The sequence below is a fragment of the Enterobacter chengduensis genome (assembly GCF_001984825.2).
In the GTDB taxonomy this organism is placed as follows: Bacteria; Pseudomonadota; Gammaproteobacteria; order Enterobacterales; family Enterobacteriaceae; genus Enterobacter; species Enterobacter chengduensis.
In genome coordinates, this window is sequence record NZ_CP043318.1 from 2,074,050 (window position 1) to 2,089,812 (window position 15,763).

Annotated in this window: 17 protein-coding genes; 8 read left to right on the forward strand and 9 right to left on the reverse strand. The window is 53.9% G+C overall.

Annotation, left to right across the window (positions count from 1 at the left end):
- Positions 1 to 89: 89 nt before the first annotated feature.
- Entirely contained in the window at positions 90 to 1,589 is a 1,500-nt protein-coding gene (locus FY206_RS10210; RefSeq protein WP_032639756.1) for an EAL domain-containing protein, read from the reverse strand.
- A gap of 235 nt (positions 1,590 to 1,824) precedes the next feature.
- Here FY206_RS10210 and FY206_RS10215 point away from each other — a divergent pair, with 235 nt between their 5' ends.
- The 3 genes from FY206_RS10215 (at position 1,825) to FY206_RS10225 (ending at position 5,477) form a co-directional block, all read left to right on the forward strand.
- Positions 1,825 to 3,345, forward strand: coding sequence for an EAL domain-containing protein (locus tag FY206_RS10215; RefSeq protein WP_080500331.1), 1,521 nt, complete (start codon positions 1,825 to 1,827; stop codon positions 3,343 to 3,345).
- Positions 3,346 to 3,470: 125 nt separating this feature from the next.
- Positions 3,471 to 4,943, forward strand: coding sequence for a sensor domain-containing diguanylate cyclase (locus tag FY206_RS10220; RefSeq protein WP_032639758.1), 1,473 nt, complete (start codon positions 3,471 to 3,473; stop codon positions 4,941 to 4,943).
- A 285-nt stretch (positions 4,944 to 5,228) separates the two neighbouring features.
- Positions 5,229 to 5,477, forward strand: a complete 249-nt coding sequence (locus FY206_RS10225; protein ID WP_008500746.1) for a GlsB/YeaQ/YmgE family stress response membrane protein — start codon at positions 5,229 to 5,231, stop codon at positions 5,475 to 5,477.
- 130 nt (positions 5,478 to 5,607) lie between these two features.
- Here the strand turns inward: FY206_RS10225 and FY206_RS10230 are convergent, their stop codons facing one another.
- Together FY206_RS10230 and FY206_RS10235 are read right to left on the reverse strand one after the other, a co-directional pair.
- Positions 5,608 to 5,706 carry a YoaK family small membrane protein gene (locus tag FY206_RS10230; protein ID WP_014883431.1) on the reverse strand — a complete coding sequence of 33 codons (99 nt, stop codon included), beginning with the start codon at positions 5,704 to 5,706 and terminating at the stop codon, positions 5,608 to 5,610.
- Positions 5,707 to 5,751: 45 nt separating this feature from the next.
- Complete coding sequence (locus FY206_RS10235) at positions 5,752 to 6,780, reverse strand: sensor domain-containing diguanylate cyclase (RefSeq protein WP_032642540.1); 1,029 nt, start codon at positions 6,778 to 6,780, stop codon at positions 5,752 to 5,754.
- A 308-nt stretch (positions 6,781 to 7,088) separates the two neighbouring features.
- Between FY206_RS10235 and FY206_RS10240 the strand changes: the two genes are divergently transcribed.
- A complete protein-coding gene (locus FY206_RS10240) occupies positions 7,089 to 7,343 on the forward strand; it encodes a putative hemolysin (RefSeq protein WP_032639760.1) in 255 nt (84 codons plus the stop codon).
- 80 nt (positions 7,344 to 7,423) lie between these two features.
- On the forward strand, positions 7,424 to 7,729 hold the full coding sequence (locus tag FY206_RS10245; protein WP_032639762.1) for a nuclear transport factor 2 family protein: 306 nt from the start codon (positions 7,424 to 7,426) through the stop codon (positions 7,727 to 7,729).
- Here FY206_RS10245 and FY206_RS10250 read toward each other — a convergent pair whose 3' ends face one another.
- Positions 7,730 to 8,074 (reverse strand): DUF488 domain-containing protein, encoded by a 345-nt coding sequence (locus FY206_RS10250; RefSeq protein ID WP_032639764.1) that lies wholly within the window; start codon positions 8,072 to 8,074, stop codon positions 7,730 to 7,732.
- Positions 8,075 to 8,175: 101 nt separating this feature from the next.
- On the opposite strand from FY206_RS10250, the gene FY206_RS10255 reads away from it, so the two are divergent.
- Complete coding sequence (locus FY206_RS10255; RefSeq protein WP_032639767.1) at positions 8,176 to 8,886, forward strand: CTP synthase C-terminal region-related (seleno)protein; 711 nt, start codon at positions 8,176 to 8,178, stop codon at positions 8,884 to 8,886.
- 46 nt (positions 8,887 to 8,932) lie between these two features.
- On the opposite strand, the gene FY206_RS10260 is transcribed toward FY206_RS10255, so the two are convergent.
- Positions 8,933 to 10,120: a CynX/NimT family MFS transporter gene (locus FY206_RS10260; RefSeq protein ID WP_032639769.1), complete on the reverse strand. Its 1,188-nt coding sequence runs from the start codon at positions 10,118 to 10,120 to the stop codon at positions 8,933 to 8,935.
- A gap of 99 nt (positions 10,121 to 10,219) precedes the next feature.
- Between FY206_RS10260 and FY206_RS10265 the strand changes: the two genes are divergently transcribed.
- Positions 10,220 to 11,011, forward strand: coding sequence for an AraC family transcriptional regulator (locus tag FY206_RS10265; RefSeq protein WP_032639772.1), 792 nt, complete (start codon positions 10,220 to 10,222; stop codon positions 11,009 to 11,011).
- Here FY206_RS10265 and FY206_RS10270 read toward each other — a convergent pair.
- Positions 10,995 to 11,441: a DUF441 domain-containing protein gene (locus FY206_RS10270; protein WP_032639773.1), complete on the reverse strand. Its 447-nt coding sequence runs from the start codon at positions 11,439 to 11,441 to the stop codon at positions 10,995 to 10,997. The two genes, FY206_RS10265 and FY206_RS10270, sit on opposite strands and share 17 nt — an antisense overlap.
- A 144-nt stretch (positions 11,442 to 11,585) precedes the next feature.
- On the opposite strand from FY206_RS10270, the gene yoaI reads away from it, so the two are divergent.
- Positions 11,586 to 11,690, forward strand: a complete 105-nt coding sequence (yoaI, locus tag FY206_RS10275) for a small membrane protein YoaI (RefSeq protein WP_086379903.1) — start codon at positions 11,586 to 11,588, stop codon at positions 11,688 to 11,690.
- A gap of 20 nt (positions 11,691 to 11,710) precedes the next feature.
- Here yoaI and FY206_RS10280 read toward each other — a convergent pair whose 3' ends face one another.
- The 3 genes from FY206_RS10280 to yeaG all read right to left on the reverse strand — a co-directional run bounded on the left by FY206_RS10280 (position 11,711) and on the right by yeaG (position 15,641).
- Entirely contained in the window at positions 11,711 to 12,211 is a 501-nt protein-coding gene (locus FY206_RS10280; protein ID WP_032639775.1) for a YbaK/prolyl-tRNA synthetase associated domain-containing protein, read from the reverse strand.
- 99 nt (positions 12,212 to 12,310) lie between these two features.
- A complete protein-coding gene (locus FY206_RS10285; RefSeq protein WP_032639778.1) occupies positions 12,311 to 13,594 on the reverse strand; it encodes a YeaH/YhbH family protein in 1,284 nt (427 codons plus the stop codon).
- A gap of 112 nt (positions 13,595 to 13,706) precedes the next feature.
- Complete coding sequence (yeaG, locus tag FY206_RS10290; RefSeq protein ID WP_008500713.1) at positions 13,707 to 15,641, reverse strand: protein kinase YeaG; 1,935 nt, start codon at positions 15,639 to 15,641, stop codon at positions 13,707 to 13,709.
- Between the last annotated feature and the right edge of the window lie 122 nt (positions 15,642 to 15,763).

Genomic DNA, 15,763 nt, shown 5'->3' on the forward strand with positions numbered 1-15,763 from the left:
GGTAATCTACCGTCTGATTGTGACGACTATATGATTTTGCGTAAAAAATGGAAACGCCAAATTTAAAAAAGATCGCGCCGGGCTTCTGGTTATCGTGCGACACCGGTGAGCCGCTTCGCCAGCTCGCTTCGGGTAAGGGCTTTTGAGAAATACCATCCCTGGATCAGGGCATCGGGATATCTGTCAGCAATAAAGCGATATTGAATTTCATTTTCCACGCCCTCGAAAACAAGCGTTTTGTTTAGCTTCGCGAGGGCATCGCTGAAGATAACAAAGATATTTTGCTTATAATGCTCGCTGATGCCATCCACCAGCGACTTATCAATTTTTATCTCATCATATTCAAGCAGCGACAGGCGGGCGAGGTTTGAATTTTGCACGCCAAAATCATCAATTGATATTTTAACGCCGAGCGACGTCAGCTCCTGACAGAATCCCTCAAGGATATCCGCCGCGGAAACGGCTTTCTCGGAAAGCTCCACTTTCATCAGGGAGAGGGGGAGCTGGTTGGCTAAACACTCGCGACGCAAACGCTGAATAAACTGAACGTCTTCGATTTCCTTGCGCCCAACGTTGAGGGAAACGATCAGCTGATGCTTTATTGCCAGCGGGGCAATTTCTGAAAGCGATTTCCCGATAATATTGCTGTAGTATTTTTTATACAGACCAATTTTCTTAATTAATGGGATAAACAGCTCCGGCGAGACGTCTCCGTGCTTCTGGTCCCGCCATCGCGACAGAACTTCAACGCCCACGATTTTTTGATCGCGAATGCGAATAATGGGCTGGTAATTAACGCTAAGGGTGTTGGTTAACACGGCTTTGATCAGCGTGCGTTCCAGCGAAAAACGGTCTTCATAAATACGGAAGATAAATAGCGTTATTGCGAGCCAGATTAAATAAAGAATGACGGCAAGAAACGTAAAGATAAACGGGGGTAAGGAGGCCAGTCCAGCATCGTGATGTTTAACAATCACGCATAAATCCCACAAGGCGCTGCACTGTGTAATAGTCAGGGTGAACAGCGTCGAATGCAGCCAGCTTTGTGGTTGAAGCTCAGGGGCGGCGGCAAAAAAGGTCCGGCCAAAGTCCTTTGTGGTAGCACTCAGAGAATAGCTTGCGGTAACCGGCGTGAATTTATCGTAGGCATAGCGCGAGGTGAAGATAATAATATTATTATAAATGGCCGCATTGCCCGTGAAAAAATCTTTCCTCGAAAACTGCGCCAGAAGAAAGCCTCTCGGCGTTTTATGCAGCTCTTCAGGAAGCGCAACGGGCGTCGCGAGCTTACCCCAAAAAGCGGTACAAACTATTTTTCCCTTTTCGATAAAGCCGATATCGCCGAAATAGAGGCTGTTGAGCTTTATTTGTCTGTAGCTATCAAGACTGGCTTTATCACATCCCTGCGTCGTAATGCTTTTGAGGCCCAGCGCCACGCTTTCGGACAGGTCTTCTGAATAACGTAATAGGGTACGGGATATTTCGAGCTGTTTGGTTTTCTGCTGGCCGATGATTACCGCATTGACCACATACAGAGACAGGATGACCAGAAGCGTGGAAACGATCGCAACGGCAATGAGCTTTTTCATTTTCCAGTTATCCTGTCCGCTCCCTGATTCCACAAATCTTATCACAGCCAGGGCAGGGTACAAGCCTGATAGTCACAGCAGGTAATCACATTCTGGTGGGTGAACTCATGCGAAAGTATCAGTTTTTTAAGATAAATCTTAACTAAACTTTTTACATTACTGCTGCAATGCCGGGAGAGCCAAAGCCGCTTTTTCCAGATCTTCCATGCTTGTTTTTTCTATTAAGGAAAACATCGTGCGCAACGTGACGATCCCCCTTCTCAGCGCCCTGTTTCTTTTTCTGGGCGGCATGCTGATTATTAACTGGCAGCTATGGCACATGGCGAAAGCGAGTAATATCTACACCGCTACGGTGAGCATCCGAAAAATTGAAAACATTCTTACTGAAGCGGCCAGTGCGGCCAATACGGCGAGGCGCGTTGCGGCTCAAGGATGTACCCCCAGTAGACAGCTGGCGCTGGGGACAGAAGCCGCGCTAAAACCGCATCTGCGCGCCATCATGATCCAGCAGCAGGGTAAAATCATCTGTACTTCTCTTCCCGGGAACGGCGTGTTGATTATTCATCCGGAGACGTTACCTGAGGAAAAATTAATGCTGTTACCGGGTAATCGACAGGTGAACGGCATTCCGGTGCTTGTCTTCCAGATGCCCATTGCGGGAGGGCGCGTTATCGTCAGCGTCAGTGACGCGCATTTGCAGGACGTCATCGCGAACGCATCAAACAGCGTTGACCTGGGGCTGGTGGTTGGCGAAAAAGTGTTTACGCGCAACGGTGATGTGACCAGCTGGAAAGCGGCCTCTCAAGAGGGCTCACTTACCTCATCAACGCAATTCCCCTTTAGTCTGGTATGGCAATCACCGGCCTTTTTTAGCCTGACGCGGCTGCTGCAGCAGGGATGGAGCCTGATACTGCTTATTCTTACGCTATCGGTAGCGGTAGGCATTTTGATCCGCCGTTACGCGGGCAAAAGCACCTCATTTGAAGACGATTTGCGTAAGGCCATTACGCAGGGAGAGATCGAGCCTTATTACCAGCCGATCGTGAACGGGGACACAGGCGGGTTATACGGCGTCGAAGTGCTGGCAAGGTGGAAGCATCCAAGGTCAGGCTTTATTCCGCCGGACGTCTTTATTCCGATTGCTGAACGTAGCGGGTTGATTATTCCGCTGACCAAAGGGCTGATGGCGAAAGTTGTTACGCAGCTTAAGCCGCTTTTGCCTAAGCTACCGGACGGGTTTCATATCGGGGTGAACATCAGCGCCAGGCACATCAATGCGCCTTCTTTTATCGGTGACTGTCGCGTTTTCGGCAAGGGATTTCAGGGTAAAGAAGTCAAGCTGGTTCTTGAGGTGACCGAGCGTGAACCGCTGATCGATAATCCTCATCTGGTTGAAAATCTTAACAGGCTGCATAACGCCGGTTTTGTCATCGCCCTGGATGATTTTGGTACAGGCTATTCAGGGCTGTCATGCCTTAATGCGCTCGCCATTGATTATATTAAAATAGATAAAAGCTTTGTGAACCGGGTTTCGGATGAAAAGGACTCGACGATCCTGCTGGACTGCGTCATTGATCTGGCGAAAAAACTCTCATTACGCATTGTGGCTGAGGGCGTAGAAACAAAAGCGCAGCTGGAGTATCTCAACCGTAATGAAATTACGCTGTTGCAGGGTTATTATTTTGGTAAGCCTGTCTCCTATATCGATTTTATTAAAGTCATTTTATCTAAGCCTAGGGAGACCGTAAGTTTATAAAACGAATTTAAGACGAGCTTCTGTAGTATGCTTAAGTGCAATTCATTTTCCTCTTATCCTGAGCTTTGTTACAGTGACAAGAGTTGTCAGCCAGGGATGTCAGGCGTGATAAGGTGGAATAGCTCGTGCATGTGAAAAATACTTTTTACACAACAACCATTACCGTCATTATTGTCTCATTGATCATCTCGCTGTCGATTGCCGTCCAAATTGCCACGTCCAAACAGCAGTCAATCCAGCAAATAAATACCGGCGTCGCTAACCTGAGCCATACCCTCGATGTCTACACCGAGGGGATCATGCGCCAGAGTGAAATGGTAATTACTACCGTTTCCGACATAATCGAAATTTATGGTATGACCCCGCAGCAGGCGACCCATATTCAGCAGATGCTTAATAATCAGGATAATTTCCTTACCCAGATTAATAATGTGGTTGTTTACGATGCCAGGGGAGATATCTTTACCGCACTGCACGAAAGTTTTACCGGGCCACGCAAAGGTTCGGACAGAGAGTTTTTTATCTATCACAAGGAAAATAAAAGTCAGCAGATTTTTATTGGGGAGCCGGTGGTCAGCCGCACTAACGGTAAATGGGTTATCACCATCAGCCGACGCCTTGAAACCCCCGCCGGGGCATTTAACGGCGTCGTGGTCGTGACGCTGGGTATCGAAAATTTTCTGGCGCTCTACGGGCAGATTAATATCGGTCACTCGGGCGTCATTGGCTTAACGACGCAGTCAGGCGTGCTGCTGGTCCGTTATCCCTTTAAGAATACCTACATCGGCACGATTGTTTCTGATTCACCTCTCTTCAGGAAATACCTCAAGGTACAAAATACCGGGATAGCCCGTTCCGTTTCGCGGTTTGATAAAATCGAACGCATTTATGCCTATGAGAAAAACAGCCGCTACGGGCTGGTTACCACCGTGGCCGTCAGCATTGATGAAGCCCTTGAACCCTGGCGCAAGCAGGCGATTCAGCTGGCGGTACTCATTTTCGTGTTCACGGCGATACTCATCGTGGCGTCATACTTCCTGTATTCCGACCTGTCCCGAAAAGCAAGGGACAACAAGGCGCTAAAGATTATTGCCTCAGAAGATGCCTTGACCGGGCTTTACAACCGCCGCATTTTTGATGAAAAAATCCTCTCGGAAATCGCGCGTTGTGCCGCACATGAAGCACCGATTTCGATGCTGATCGTGGACGTGGACTACTTCAAAAAATATAACGATAACTACGGTCATCCGGAAGGGGACCGTTGCCTGGCGCTGCTGGGAAATAGCCTCAGGGAGAGCCTGACCCATGATAACCAGATTGTGGCGCGATACGGCGGAGAGGAATTTGCGCTGATATTGCCGGAAACGAATATTCAGGAGGCACTTCGCCTGGCGCAGACGATTATTCGCAGTGTGTTCTCGCTCGAGATCGCCCATGCTTTCAGCCCCTTCGGACGGGTGACGGTAAGCGTCGGAATTTCAACCGCGCGCGCCGTCGACATCGCGGGCAGCCAGCAGAATATCATTATTGCCGCGGACCAGGCGCTCTATCAGGCAAAACGGGCAGGGCGTAACCGCTACGCATTTGTTGGAGTCTGAGCAAAAAAAAAGCCCACTCTACGGTGGGCAAGAAATACTGGAAGCAATGTGAGCAATGTCGTACTGAATACCTGAGTAATTAACTCAACTATTCAGTGTTGAGAAAGATAATCCTTCTCAACAAAAGATGCAACCCCACATTTTATGTGCCACGTTATTTTTTAGTGATGAAGAATTGCACACTCTCTCATTGTGATGCCTATCACAAATTTCCTTTCTGAAATCCTGTGCTATTCTTTTTTGTGTCGTTGATTTAATGACAAAAACCATACAGAGAGGAAAGTTATGGGAATTTTATCCTGGATTATCTTTGGGCTTATTGCGGGTATTCTGGCTAAGTGGATCATGCCGGGCAAAGATGGCGGTGGGTTTATCGTCACCGTAATACTGGGTATTGTCGGCGCGGTAGTTGGTGGCTGGATCAGTACGCTGTTCGGTTTTGGCAAGGTCGATGGCTTTAACTTCGGCAGTTTCGCCGTGGCGGTGATCGGTGCGCTGGTTGTTCTGTTTATCTACAGAAAAATCAAAAGCTAAGGCTTACAGGCGTTGAAAAAGGCTGCCGAATGGCGGCCTTTTTACGTCCTGGCGTTTACCACCAGCCAAGCTGCGTGCCGGCAAATGCCGCAATGGCAACAATCAGCATAATGACGGTTGTTTTCCGCATTTATGCCCCCGGAGCCGCGTAACCGCCGACAAAAAACCATGCTAAAAAAACCACCGCCGTGATAAATATCACGACCGGGAAGAGGATCCCTATTCTCATACCATCACCTGTTTCGGTTCCAATAACGCCGTAGAGTGTACGGGGTTAATCCATAGTGAGAAAGCGTGTTTTGCTTTTTCCTTTCTTATCCTGATACATCGCGACATCCGCGGCGCGTAACGCGCTGTCTGGATCGGTTGCGGCGGGGTCCACTTCAATAACGCCGAGACTGGCTCCCGGATAAATAATATGAACGCTGCCCAGCCAGTATTCGCCAGCAATGCAGGCGCTGAGGCGCGTTTTGAGCAGCGTAATCCGCGCGTTATCCCCGTCCTCGTGGGGCTGGCTCAGCGACGCGACGAGAAACTCATCACCGCCCAGCCGGCCAATAATATCGTCCTGCTGTTTCTCTTCGGTCAAACGCTTGCCCACTTCAATCAGGAACTGGTCGCCAGCCTCGTGGCCGTAACGATCGTTAATCAGCTTGAAGTCATCCAGATCGATGAACGCAATGATGGCATTACGCTTAAGGTGCCGTGCCAGTGAAAAGAGGGTAGTCAGATCCTCAAAGATGGCGCGACGGTTGGGTAAACCGGTCAGGGCATCCGTGTAGGAGTGCGCGATGAGGGCCGCATTGGCTTCGCGAAGCTGGGTCACCAGCGACTCTTTCTGGATGGACTGGGCAATCAGCCCGGCGAAGAGCTTCAGCACCTGTTCACCGCGCTCGCTAAGCGGCTTTTTGGACGTGCTGGTGGCGCAGAGCGTTCCGTAGAGTGAACCATCCGCGAGATGGACAGGAATACTCATGTAGCTGGTAATGCCGAGCGCTTTCGCCGCTTCGCAGTCCGGCCAGCGCTCGGGAACGTCGTTGCTGAAAAGCGTATCGCTATCAAGCGCGCGCTTGCACAGCGTCTCATCCCATGGAACGCTCAGCCCCTCGGGAATTGTCATCTGCTTGCTGTTGCGGGCGTAGAGGATATGCTGCAGCCGCGCTTCGATATCCACCTTCGTCAGGTAGGTCGACTCCATGTCCGTGACAATCTCCAGCATCTCCAGCAGCTGGCGAACGAGGCTTTCAAGGGTTTGCTCGGTGGCAAGTGTTTCTGAAACGCGAGCGAGGATAATATCCGACATGACGTAGAATGACTCCCAGGCAGAAGACGTCTGCATCTGCATGTTATGCTGAGTTTTTAGGCTTCAGGCATAGTAAAACATGAATACAGGAAATTTAATATATGCCGGGAGGGGGCAGCTGCAGAGAAAAAAGCCCCGTTGTTGAGACCGGGGCAAAGACATCTTGATTACGGAATGATGTTCTCTGGTCATATCGAGAACACGCCACACTATAGTGCTGAAAAGTGCAGTTAAAATGGAGAAATCATGGAGAACGCGGCGATGACCCGTTACCCTTAGACTGTAACGATGTCAAAAGGATCAATAAGATGAGATTTCTGCTTCTGGCGCTTGCGCTTCCCCTGGCGGCCTGCACCGCGAAAACCACGCCACCCGATGCGCCGAAACCGCCGCACGCTATAGGTATGGCGAACCCGGCTTCCGTGTACTGTCTGGAGAAAGGCGGGGAACAGGTCCCGGTTCAAAGCCCGCAGGGCGTACGCACGGAGTGCAAATTACCGGGCGGCGAAACGATCGATGAATGGACGCTCTATCGTCGGGATCATCCGCAACCCACCAGGTGACAGACCTATAGCGCCTGCGATACACTTCTCTATAGGATTAATCTTAGCCAGTTTCTGGCGTTCGTTACCGCGAGAGAAGTATGTTTCAGCTAAAACCGGGCAGCATGGCAATGATCGTGGGTGCCCGCACGGCGTCTGGTCGTCGCAATATTGGTAAATCTGTTGAGCTGTTTGGCCTTTGCCAGCCTGGCCAGCGTTTCGTTAACCCGGTCAACGGCGTGATGACGCAATTACCGGCCACCGCCGACCGCGCGCTCTGGCTGGTGACGGGTGATGTTTACGCTTTTGACAACCAGCACGGCTTTGCGTTTGTCCGCGCCGAACATCTGATGCCGCTCACCCCGGATGACGCGCCGCAAATCCAGGATGAGCTGACCATCGGCTGATTACAGGCGGCGCAGCCAGTCGGCCAGGACCCGGGCGTGATTTTGCTCCGTGTTTTTGGCAGCAAAGAGCAGGGTGACGGTCTGCCCGTTCGCCAGCGTCGCCAGACGCCTTCCCTCATCAGCATGCTGCGCCAGCTCTTCCCGATAGGCCTGACTGAAGGTGGCGAAATCAAGGGTCTCGCTATGAAAGGCCTTGCGTAATTCATTCGAGGGAGTGAGCGTTTTACACCACTCATCATAGGCGAGGTCCGTTTTCTTAACCCCGCGCGGCCACAGCCTGTCCACCAGTACCCGATAGCCGTCGTCCGGGTCTGCCTGTTCGTATACCCGCTTGCACTGAATCATGATTCCGCCCTCCCAATTTAAGGTATTGTGATAATTGCAAAAGATCGGTAGTCTGAGGTTCCTTATGTTATCTGATAATACTCTGGCATAAGGAACCTTTCATGGAACACCTCCCGGTTAAAACGACGCTGCGCATTGCCCTGGTTGGCGATTACAATCCCGCCGTTATTGCGCATCAGGCGATCCCGTTGGCCATTGACGACGCCGCCGCCGTCCTTGACCTCACCGCCGATTACGACTGGCTTGCCACCACGGAGCTGACAAGCCCCGAAGACCTGGTGGGCTACGATGCCATCTGGCTGGTTCCAGCCAGCCCCTATAAAAACACCGGTGCCGCCTTTATCGCCGCGCGCTACGCCCGTGAAAACAGCATTCCGTTTCTTGGTACCTGCGGTGGGTTCCAGCATGCGCTGATTGAGTATGCCCGCAATGTGCTGGGCTGGGCTGATGCGGCACACGCCGAGACGGATACCGAAGGCACCATGGTGATTGCGCCGCTGACCTGCTCGCTGGTGGAAAAAACCGATGCGGTTGAGCTGCGCAAAAATACGCTGATTGCGAAAGCGTACGGCAAGCCGGAGATTGAAGAGGGGTATCACTGCAACTATGGCGTGTCGCCGGAATTTGCCCAGGCGCTGGAGAGCGGTGATATGCGCGTGACGGGCTGGGACGACCAGGGGGAAATTCGCGCCGCGGAACTGGTTACGCACCCGTTCTTCGTGATCACCTTGTTCCAGCACGAGCGTGCTGCGCTGGAAGGGCGTCCGGTGGTGCTGGTGCAGGCCATGCTGCGCGCGGCGCGCGATTCATAATGCCGTCGTTTTTTTGCCGGGTGGCGCTGCGCTTGCCCGGCCTATATTAGCGCGGCGCAATCTCCCGATCTCGCCCGGCCAGAACGCCGCAAAGAGCCATTATCACGGCGGCCAGGGCGCAGCCCAGAAGCGGGATTTGCCAGTCTCCCGCGCTGTCGTGAATTTTTCCCATCAGCGGCGGGCCGCAGGCGGCGAGCAGGTAGCCGATCGATTGTGCCATGCCGGACAGCGCCGCAGCCTGGTGCGCCGAGCTGGCGCGCAGGCCGATAAACGTCAGGCCGAGGATCATCGTTGCCCCGGAGCCAAAGCCAAACACCAGCGTCCACATTACCGCCAGATCGGGCATAAACCATAACCCCGCCGCGCTTACCGCGCACATCAGCGCCGCCGCGCCGGCAATGCCCCGCTGATCTTTCAGGCGGTGGAGGATCAGCGGCACGGCAAGCCCCGGCACCGCCGTGGCCAGCTGCAACAGCCCGTGCACCGAGCCTGCCTGCGCTTCACTGTAGCCGTGGCTAAGCAGTATCGCCGGCAGCCAGCCGATGATGACGTAGTAAATCAGCGAGTTAATTCCCAAAAAGAGCGTTACCTGCCAGGCGAGCGCCGAGCGCCAGATCGCGCGATTGTGCAGCGCGCCAGCGCCCGTTACCGTCGCAACGTGTTTTTGTCGCCACTGCGGCAGCCAGAGCAGCAGCGCGATCAGCGGGAACACCATCAGCATCAGCAGCGCGCCGTGCCAGCCCGAATTCCCCTGCGCCAGAGGAACAATCAGCGCCGAGCCAAACGCCGCCGAGACGCCCATCGTCAGGGAGTAGGCGCCGGTGAGCTTCGCCACATGGCCCGGAAAGTCGCGTTTAATTAATCCGGGTAACAGCACGTTCCCGAGCGCAATACCGCAGCCGATGACTGCCGTTCCGATGAAAAGCAATGCGGGGGATGGCAGGGAGCGAACGGCAATCCCGGCGCAAATCAGCAGCAGGGCGATAAACAGGCTGCGCTCCATGCCGATACGCCGGGCAACGCCTGCGGCGAGCGGCGAAACGAGGGCGAAAGCCAGCAGGGGAAGGGTGGTTAGCAAACCGGTTTGCGCCGTGCTTAAGCCATAATCAAGACGAATAGCGTCGAGCAGCGGGGCTGCCCCGGTAAAGGTGACGCGAAGCGTGGTGGCAATCATCAGGATGCCTGCAATCAACAGCGCGCCGTGTTTTCCTGAGGTGTGAATAGCAGTAGTCATTTTGTTCTCATACGTTCAAGCGAGCGCACACAATACCGAGTTTCCCGGCGGTTGAAATCAGGCTAAAATGACAGTTTATCGCTAATATCGGACAAACTGATGATTGGTCTGGGACTGGACGGCTACGATCCCGATAGCCAGCACGATGCGGCCGCCGCGTTTCGCATCCGCGTGGTGGCGGAGGAACAGTATATTCCCCGACACCATCACCGTAAGGGGCAGCTGATTCTGGCTCTCGGCGGCGCGATCACCTGCGAAGTGGAAAATGCCATGCTGATGGTTCCGCCCCAGTATGCCGTCTGGATCCCCGGTCAAATGCCGCACAGCAACCGGGCCACGCCGGGCGCGCAGCTCTGCTTTTTGTTCATTGAACCGGGGGCGACAGGCTTGCCCGACCGTTGCTGCACCCTGAAAATCTCTCCCCTGGTGCGGGAGCTGATTTTGTCCCTCGCGGAAAAAACGCGTGAGCAGCTCTCTCTTGCGGCCACATCGCGCCTGGTGGACGTCCTGTTTGACGAGCTGCCGCTCCAGCGTCAGGAGCATCTGCAGCTGCCCGTTTCACCTCATCCTAAAATCAGGCTGATGAGCGAGAAGATGGCGGACGATCCCGCCGCCTGGCAGACGCTGGCGCAGTGGGCAAGCCACTTTGCCATGAGCGAACGCAACCTGGCGCGGCTGGTGGTGAAAGAGACCGGTTTAAGCTTTCGCCGCTGGCGCCACCAGCTACAGCTCATTGTGGCCCTTCAGCATCTGATCGGCGGGAAATCGGTCCAGCAGGTGGCCCACTCGCTGGGCTATGACTCGACCACCGCGTTTATCACCATGTTCAAGAAGGGGCTGGGCCAGACGCCGGCGCGTTATATGGCCAGCCTGACTACGACTTCCCAATAAGCAGCGAGACAAGGCCAGCCGCAATCAGCGGGCCCACCGGCACCCCGCGAAAGAGCGCCACGCCCAGCACGGTGCCCACCAGCAGACCCGCCACCAGCGAGGGCTGGCTGCTCATCAGCGTGACGCCGCGACCGCCGAGCCACGAGACAAAAATTCCGACCGCGATCGCCACCAGCGATTTCCAGTTTACGAACGAGTGCAGCAGCGTTGAGGCAGGAAGCGTGCCGCTGGCGATGGGCGCCATCACCCCAATGGTTAAGATGATGATCCCGATGGTGAGGCCCTGTTTTTCTATCCACGGGAAAAAGGTGTTAAGCGGGGTCACGCGCACAATGATAAGCACCAGAATCGAGATGGCGACGGTGGTGTTATGGCTGACAAAGCCAAGCGCGGCGAGTGCCAGAAGAATAAGCAGAGTAGGGTCAAACATAGGGAATCCTTGCCAGAATAATTAACCTGTTTACTGTACGCGCAAACGCGGCGGAGAACAGTTTCAAAAAGATTTTATCGTTGTCATAACCTTGTCATTTACGCGGATTAAAACGAAAGCAGATATCGCAAAAGGGTCGCCATCATGAACGATCACATGTTTGTGGAAACGCTGATTATCTCCTCATCGTTTTTCGCTATTGCCGTTATTCTCGTCGCCTCCGTGCTGTTCCTGGAAAGAAACGGCTGACGGGGTGCCAGCCAATACGGTTACGCTTTATGGAAGGTCACCAGCTCAGGACGGGCAATGCGCAGGTAATCCTGAGTATCCATAATCACGGATTTCTCCAGCAGGCCGGCGTTAAACGCGATTTCGTCAAAACGCTCGAACAAAAGCGGGTCGGCAACCAGCGCCAGCTCAGGATGGAAGCTAAAGGGCGGGATAGCGCCGAAAACGCAGGCGGTCAGGGCATCGACTTCCGCCGGGCTGGCGAGGGAAGCCTTTAGCCCGCCAAAATGGCCGGCAAGCTGGCTCAGGTCAGCCTGTAAATCGGCGGCCAGGATCGCCAGAACGTGTTTTTTTACGCCGTTTCCCTTCACCTTGCAGACCAGCGCTTTGGCACCCTGGCGCAGGTCGGTTCCGCGAATTTCACTTACCGCTTCACATTTCCCGACCGCCTCGTGCTCCATAACGCGAAAGCGCGCGCCCTGCTCGGTGAGTAAGGCAATCAGCTGCTGGTGAGTGTCTGTTCCAATAACGTCGTCAGTCATAACGATTTTCCCGGTGATAATTCAGTACGCGACTGTCTACATTAGCACGGGATGAACGGGGTCGAAAGAAAACAGCCAGCGGGTTCGCTGGCTGTGGGGTTAGGCGTTGCTGGTCGCAGACTGCTTGTGGAACAGCTCCCTGAACACCGGATAAATGTCATCCTGATCGCGGATGTGCTGCATGGCAAAATTATCGAACATCGACTGCAGATGTTCATACTCCCGCCACAGGGTCTGGTGCGCGCGACGGGTGATTTCGATATAGCTGTAGTAACGCACCACCGGCAGAATTTTCTTCGCCAGAATCTCGTGGCACAGCGGCGAGTCGTCGGCCCAGTTATCGCCGTCCGAGGCCTGGGCAGCATAGATATTCCACTGTGACGGGTCGTAACGCTCTTTCACCACCTCATCCATCAGCCTCAGGGCGCTCGAGACGATGGTGCCCCCGGTCTCCTGCGAGTAGAAGAACTCATGCTCATCCACCTCCTTCGCCTGGGTGTGGTGACGGATATAGACCACCTCCACGTTCTTATAGGTTCTGCTCAGGAACAGATAGAGCAGAATATAAAAACGCTTCGCCATATCCTTGGTTGCCTGATCCATCGAGCCGGACACGTCCATCAGACAGAACATTACCGCCTGGCTGGAGGGCTCGGGACGTTTTTCGTAGTTCTTGTAGCGCAGGTCGAAGGTGTCGATAAACGGTACCCGTTCGATCTTCGCCCTCAGCTCGGCAATCTCTTTACGCAGGCGCTCCTCTTCCAGCAGTTGCGCCGGTTCCGTGTTTTCCACCACCTTCAGGCTGCTCTCCAGCTCACGCAGTTCGCGACGTTTGCCTGCCGTCATGGCCGTGCGTCGCGCCAGCGAATTCTGCAACGAACGCACGACGCTGATGTTGGCGGGCACGCCGTTGGCGGTATAGCCCGCGCGATGGGTTTTATACTCATTAAGCTGACGATGCTGATTCTTTTTCAGATTCGGTAGCGCCAGGTCTTCGAACAGCAGGTCGAGATATTCATCTTTTGAAATCTGGAAGACAAATTCGTCCTGACCTTCACCGTCCTGGCTGGCCTGTCCCTGACCGCTTCCTGAACCACCGCCGCCGCCCTGAGGGCGCTCAATTCTGTCGTTCTGAACGAAGTGGTCGTTACCTGGGTGTACGCGATGGCGCAGGCCGCCTCGCCCCTGATGAAACATCGGTTCGCTGATGTCATCGGTGGGGATGGAGACAGACTCGCCGCTGTCGACGTCGGTCACCGAGCGTTTGTTGATGGCCTCGGAGATAGACTGTTTAATTTGCGCTTTATAACGGCGCAAGAAGCGCTGGCGGTTTACCGTGCTCTTGTTTTTGCCGTTAAGACGCCGGTCAATAAACCAGGTCATATACCCCCCGTACTGCATTTGCCAACTCTATGCTGCGCGTGTAGTGCCGGATGCGCGGCGCGTATCCGGCCTACGGTTCGTTATTGCAGGCCCCGGCGTGGAGCCTTTTGTTTTAAGACGATTTACGCACGCGCAGGTACCATTCGCACAGCAGGCGGACCTGCTTGCGGGTATAGCCTTTTTCCATCATACGGTCGACAAAATCGTCGTGCTTTTTCTGCTCATCGGTTGAGGTTTTGGCATTAAACGAGATCACCGGCAGCAGCTCTTCGGTATTGGAGAACATTTTCTTCTCAATGACCGTGCGCAGCTTCTCGTAGCTGGTCCAGTTCGGATTGCGCCCGTTGTTATGCGCTCTGGCGCGCAGGACGAAGTTCACAATCTCGTTACGGAAGTCTTTCGGGTTGCTGATCCCGGCAGGCTTCTCGATTTTTTCCAGCTCCGCGTTCAGGGATTCACGGTCAAACAGCTGGCCGGTATCCGGGTCGCGGTACTCCTGATCCTGGATCCAGAAGTCAGCGTAGGTGACATAACGGTCGAAAATGTTCTGCCCGTATTCTGAATAGGATTCCAGGTAGGCCGTCTGGATCTCTTTGCCAATGAACTCGGCGTATTTCGGGATCAGGTAACCTTTCAGGAACTCAAGGTAGCGCTCAGCCTGCTCCTGCGGGAACTGTTCGCGCTCGATTTGCTGCTCCAGCACGTAGAACAGATGCACCGGGTTGGCCGCCACCTCCGCGTGGTCGAAGTTAAAGACGCGGGAGAGGATCTTAAACGCGAAGCGCGTGGACAGACCGTTCATCCCCTCATCAACCCCGGCGTAGTCGCGGTACTCCTGATACGACTTCGCTTTCGGGTCGGTATCTTTCAGGCTTTCACCGTCATAGACGCGCATTTTCGAATAGATGCTGGAGTTTTCCGGCTCTTTCAGACGCGAAAGGATGGAGAAGCGTGACAGCGTTTCCAGCGTGCCGGGCGCGCAGGGCGCGTGCACCAGCTCACTGTGGTTAAGCAGTTTCTCGTAAATTTTGATCTCTTCGGAGATCCGCAGGCAATAAGGCACCTTGACGATGTACACGCGGTCAAGGAAGGCCTCATTGTTTTTGTTGTTACGGAAGGTCACCCATTCAGATTCGTTCGAGTGGGCGAGAATAATCCCGTTAAACGGCAGGGCGGAAATTCCTTCCGTCCCGTTGTAGTTTCCTTCCTGCGTTGCCGTCAGCAGCGGGTGCAGCACCTTGATAGGCGCTTTAAACATCTCGACGAATTCCATAATCCCCTGGTTAGCGCGGCACAGCGCGCCCGAGTAACCGTAGGCATCCGGATCGTTTTGCGCGAAGTTTTCCAGCTTACGAATGTCGACTTTACCCACCAGCGCCGAGATGTCCTGGTTGTTCTCATCACCCGGTTCCGTTTTGGCAATTGCGATCTGTTCCAGGATAGACGGCCACACTTTCACCACGCGGAATTTGGTAATGTCGCCACCAAACTCGTGCAGACGTTTTGCCGCCCACGGCGACATGATGGTGCCGAGATAGCGACGCGGGATGCCGTACTCTTTATCCAGAATTTGTGCATCTTCCTGCGGATTGAACAGGCACAGCGGATGATCGTTGACCGGGCTGCGTTCGCCGTTGGCGCTCAGCACGTAGATAGGCACGCGCTGCATCAGCGACTTCAGGCGTTCCGCCAGCGAGGACTTACCGCCGCCCACGGGGCCGAGTAAATAGAGGATCTGTTTCTTCTCTTCCAGACCCTGAGCGGCATGCTTCAGATAGGAGACAATCTGTTCGATAGCGTCTTCCATTCCATAGAATTCTTCGAACGCCGGATATCGGGCGACCACCCGATTCGAAAAGAGACGGGAAAGCCGTGGCTCCAGGGCAGTGTCAACCATGTTTGGCTCACCAATAGCCATCAATAGCCGTTCTGCCGCATTGGCATAGGCACTGCGATCTTGCCGACAGATGGTAAGAAACTCCTGCAGTGTGAACTCTTCGTCCTTGGCAGCTTCATAGCGCTGGCGATAGTGATCGAATATATTCATGGCATGCCGTCCTTTCGTTTTTTAGCACAGGATAAGAGCCGTTCGTATGAGTAGTGGAGGCTCCCGGAAGAGAATCTCTCGCACCTCACTGCCAGAGCAGCAACCTGTGTGCCAGGTCGGAT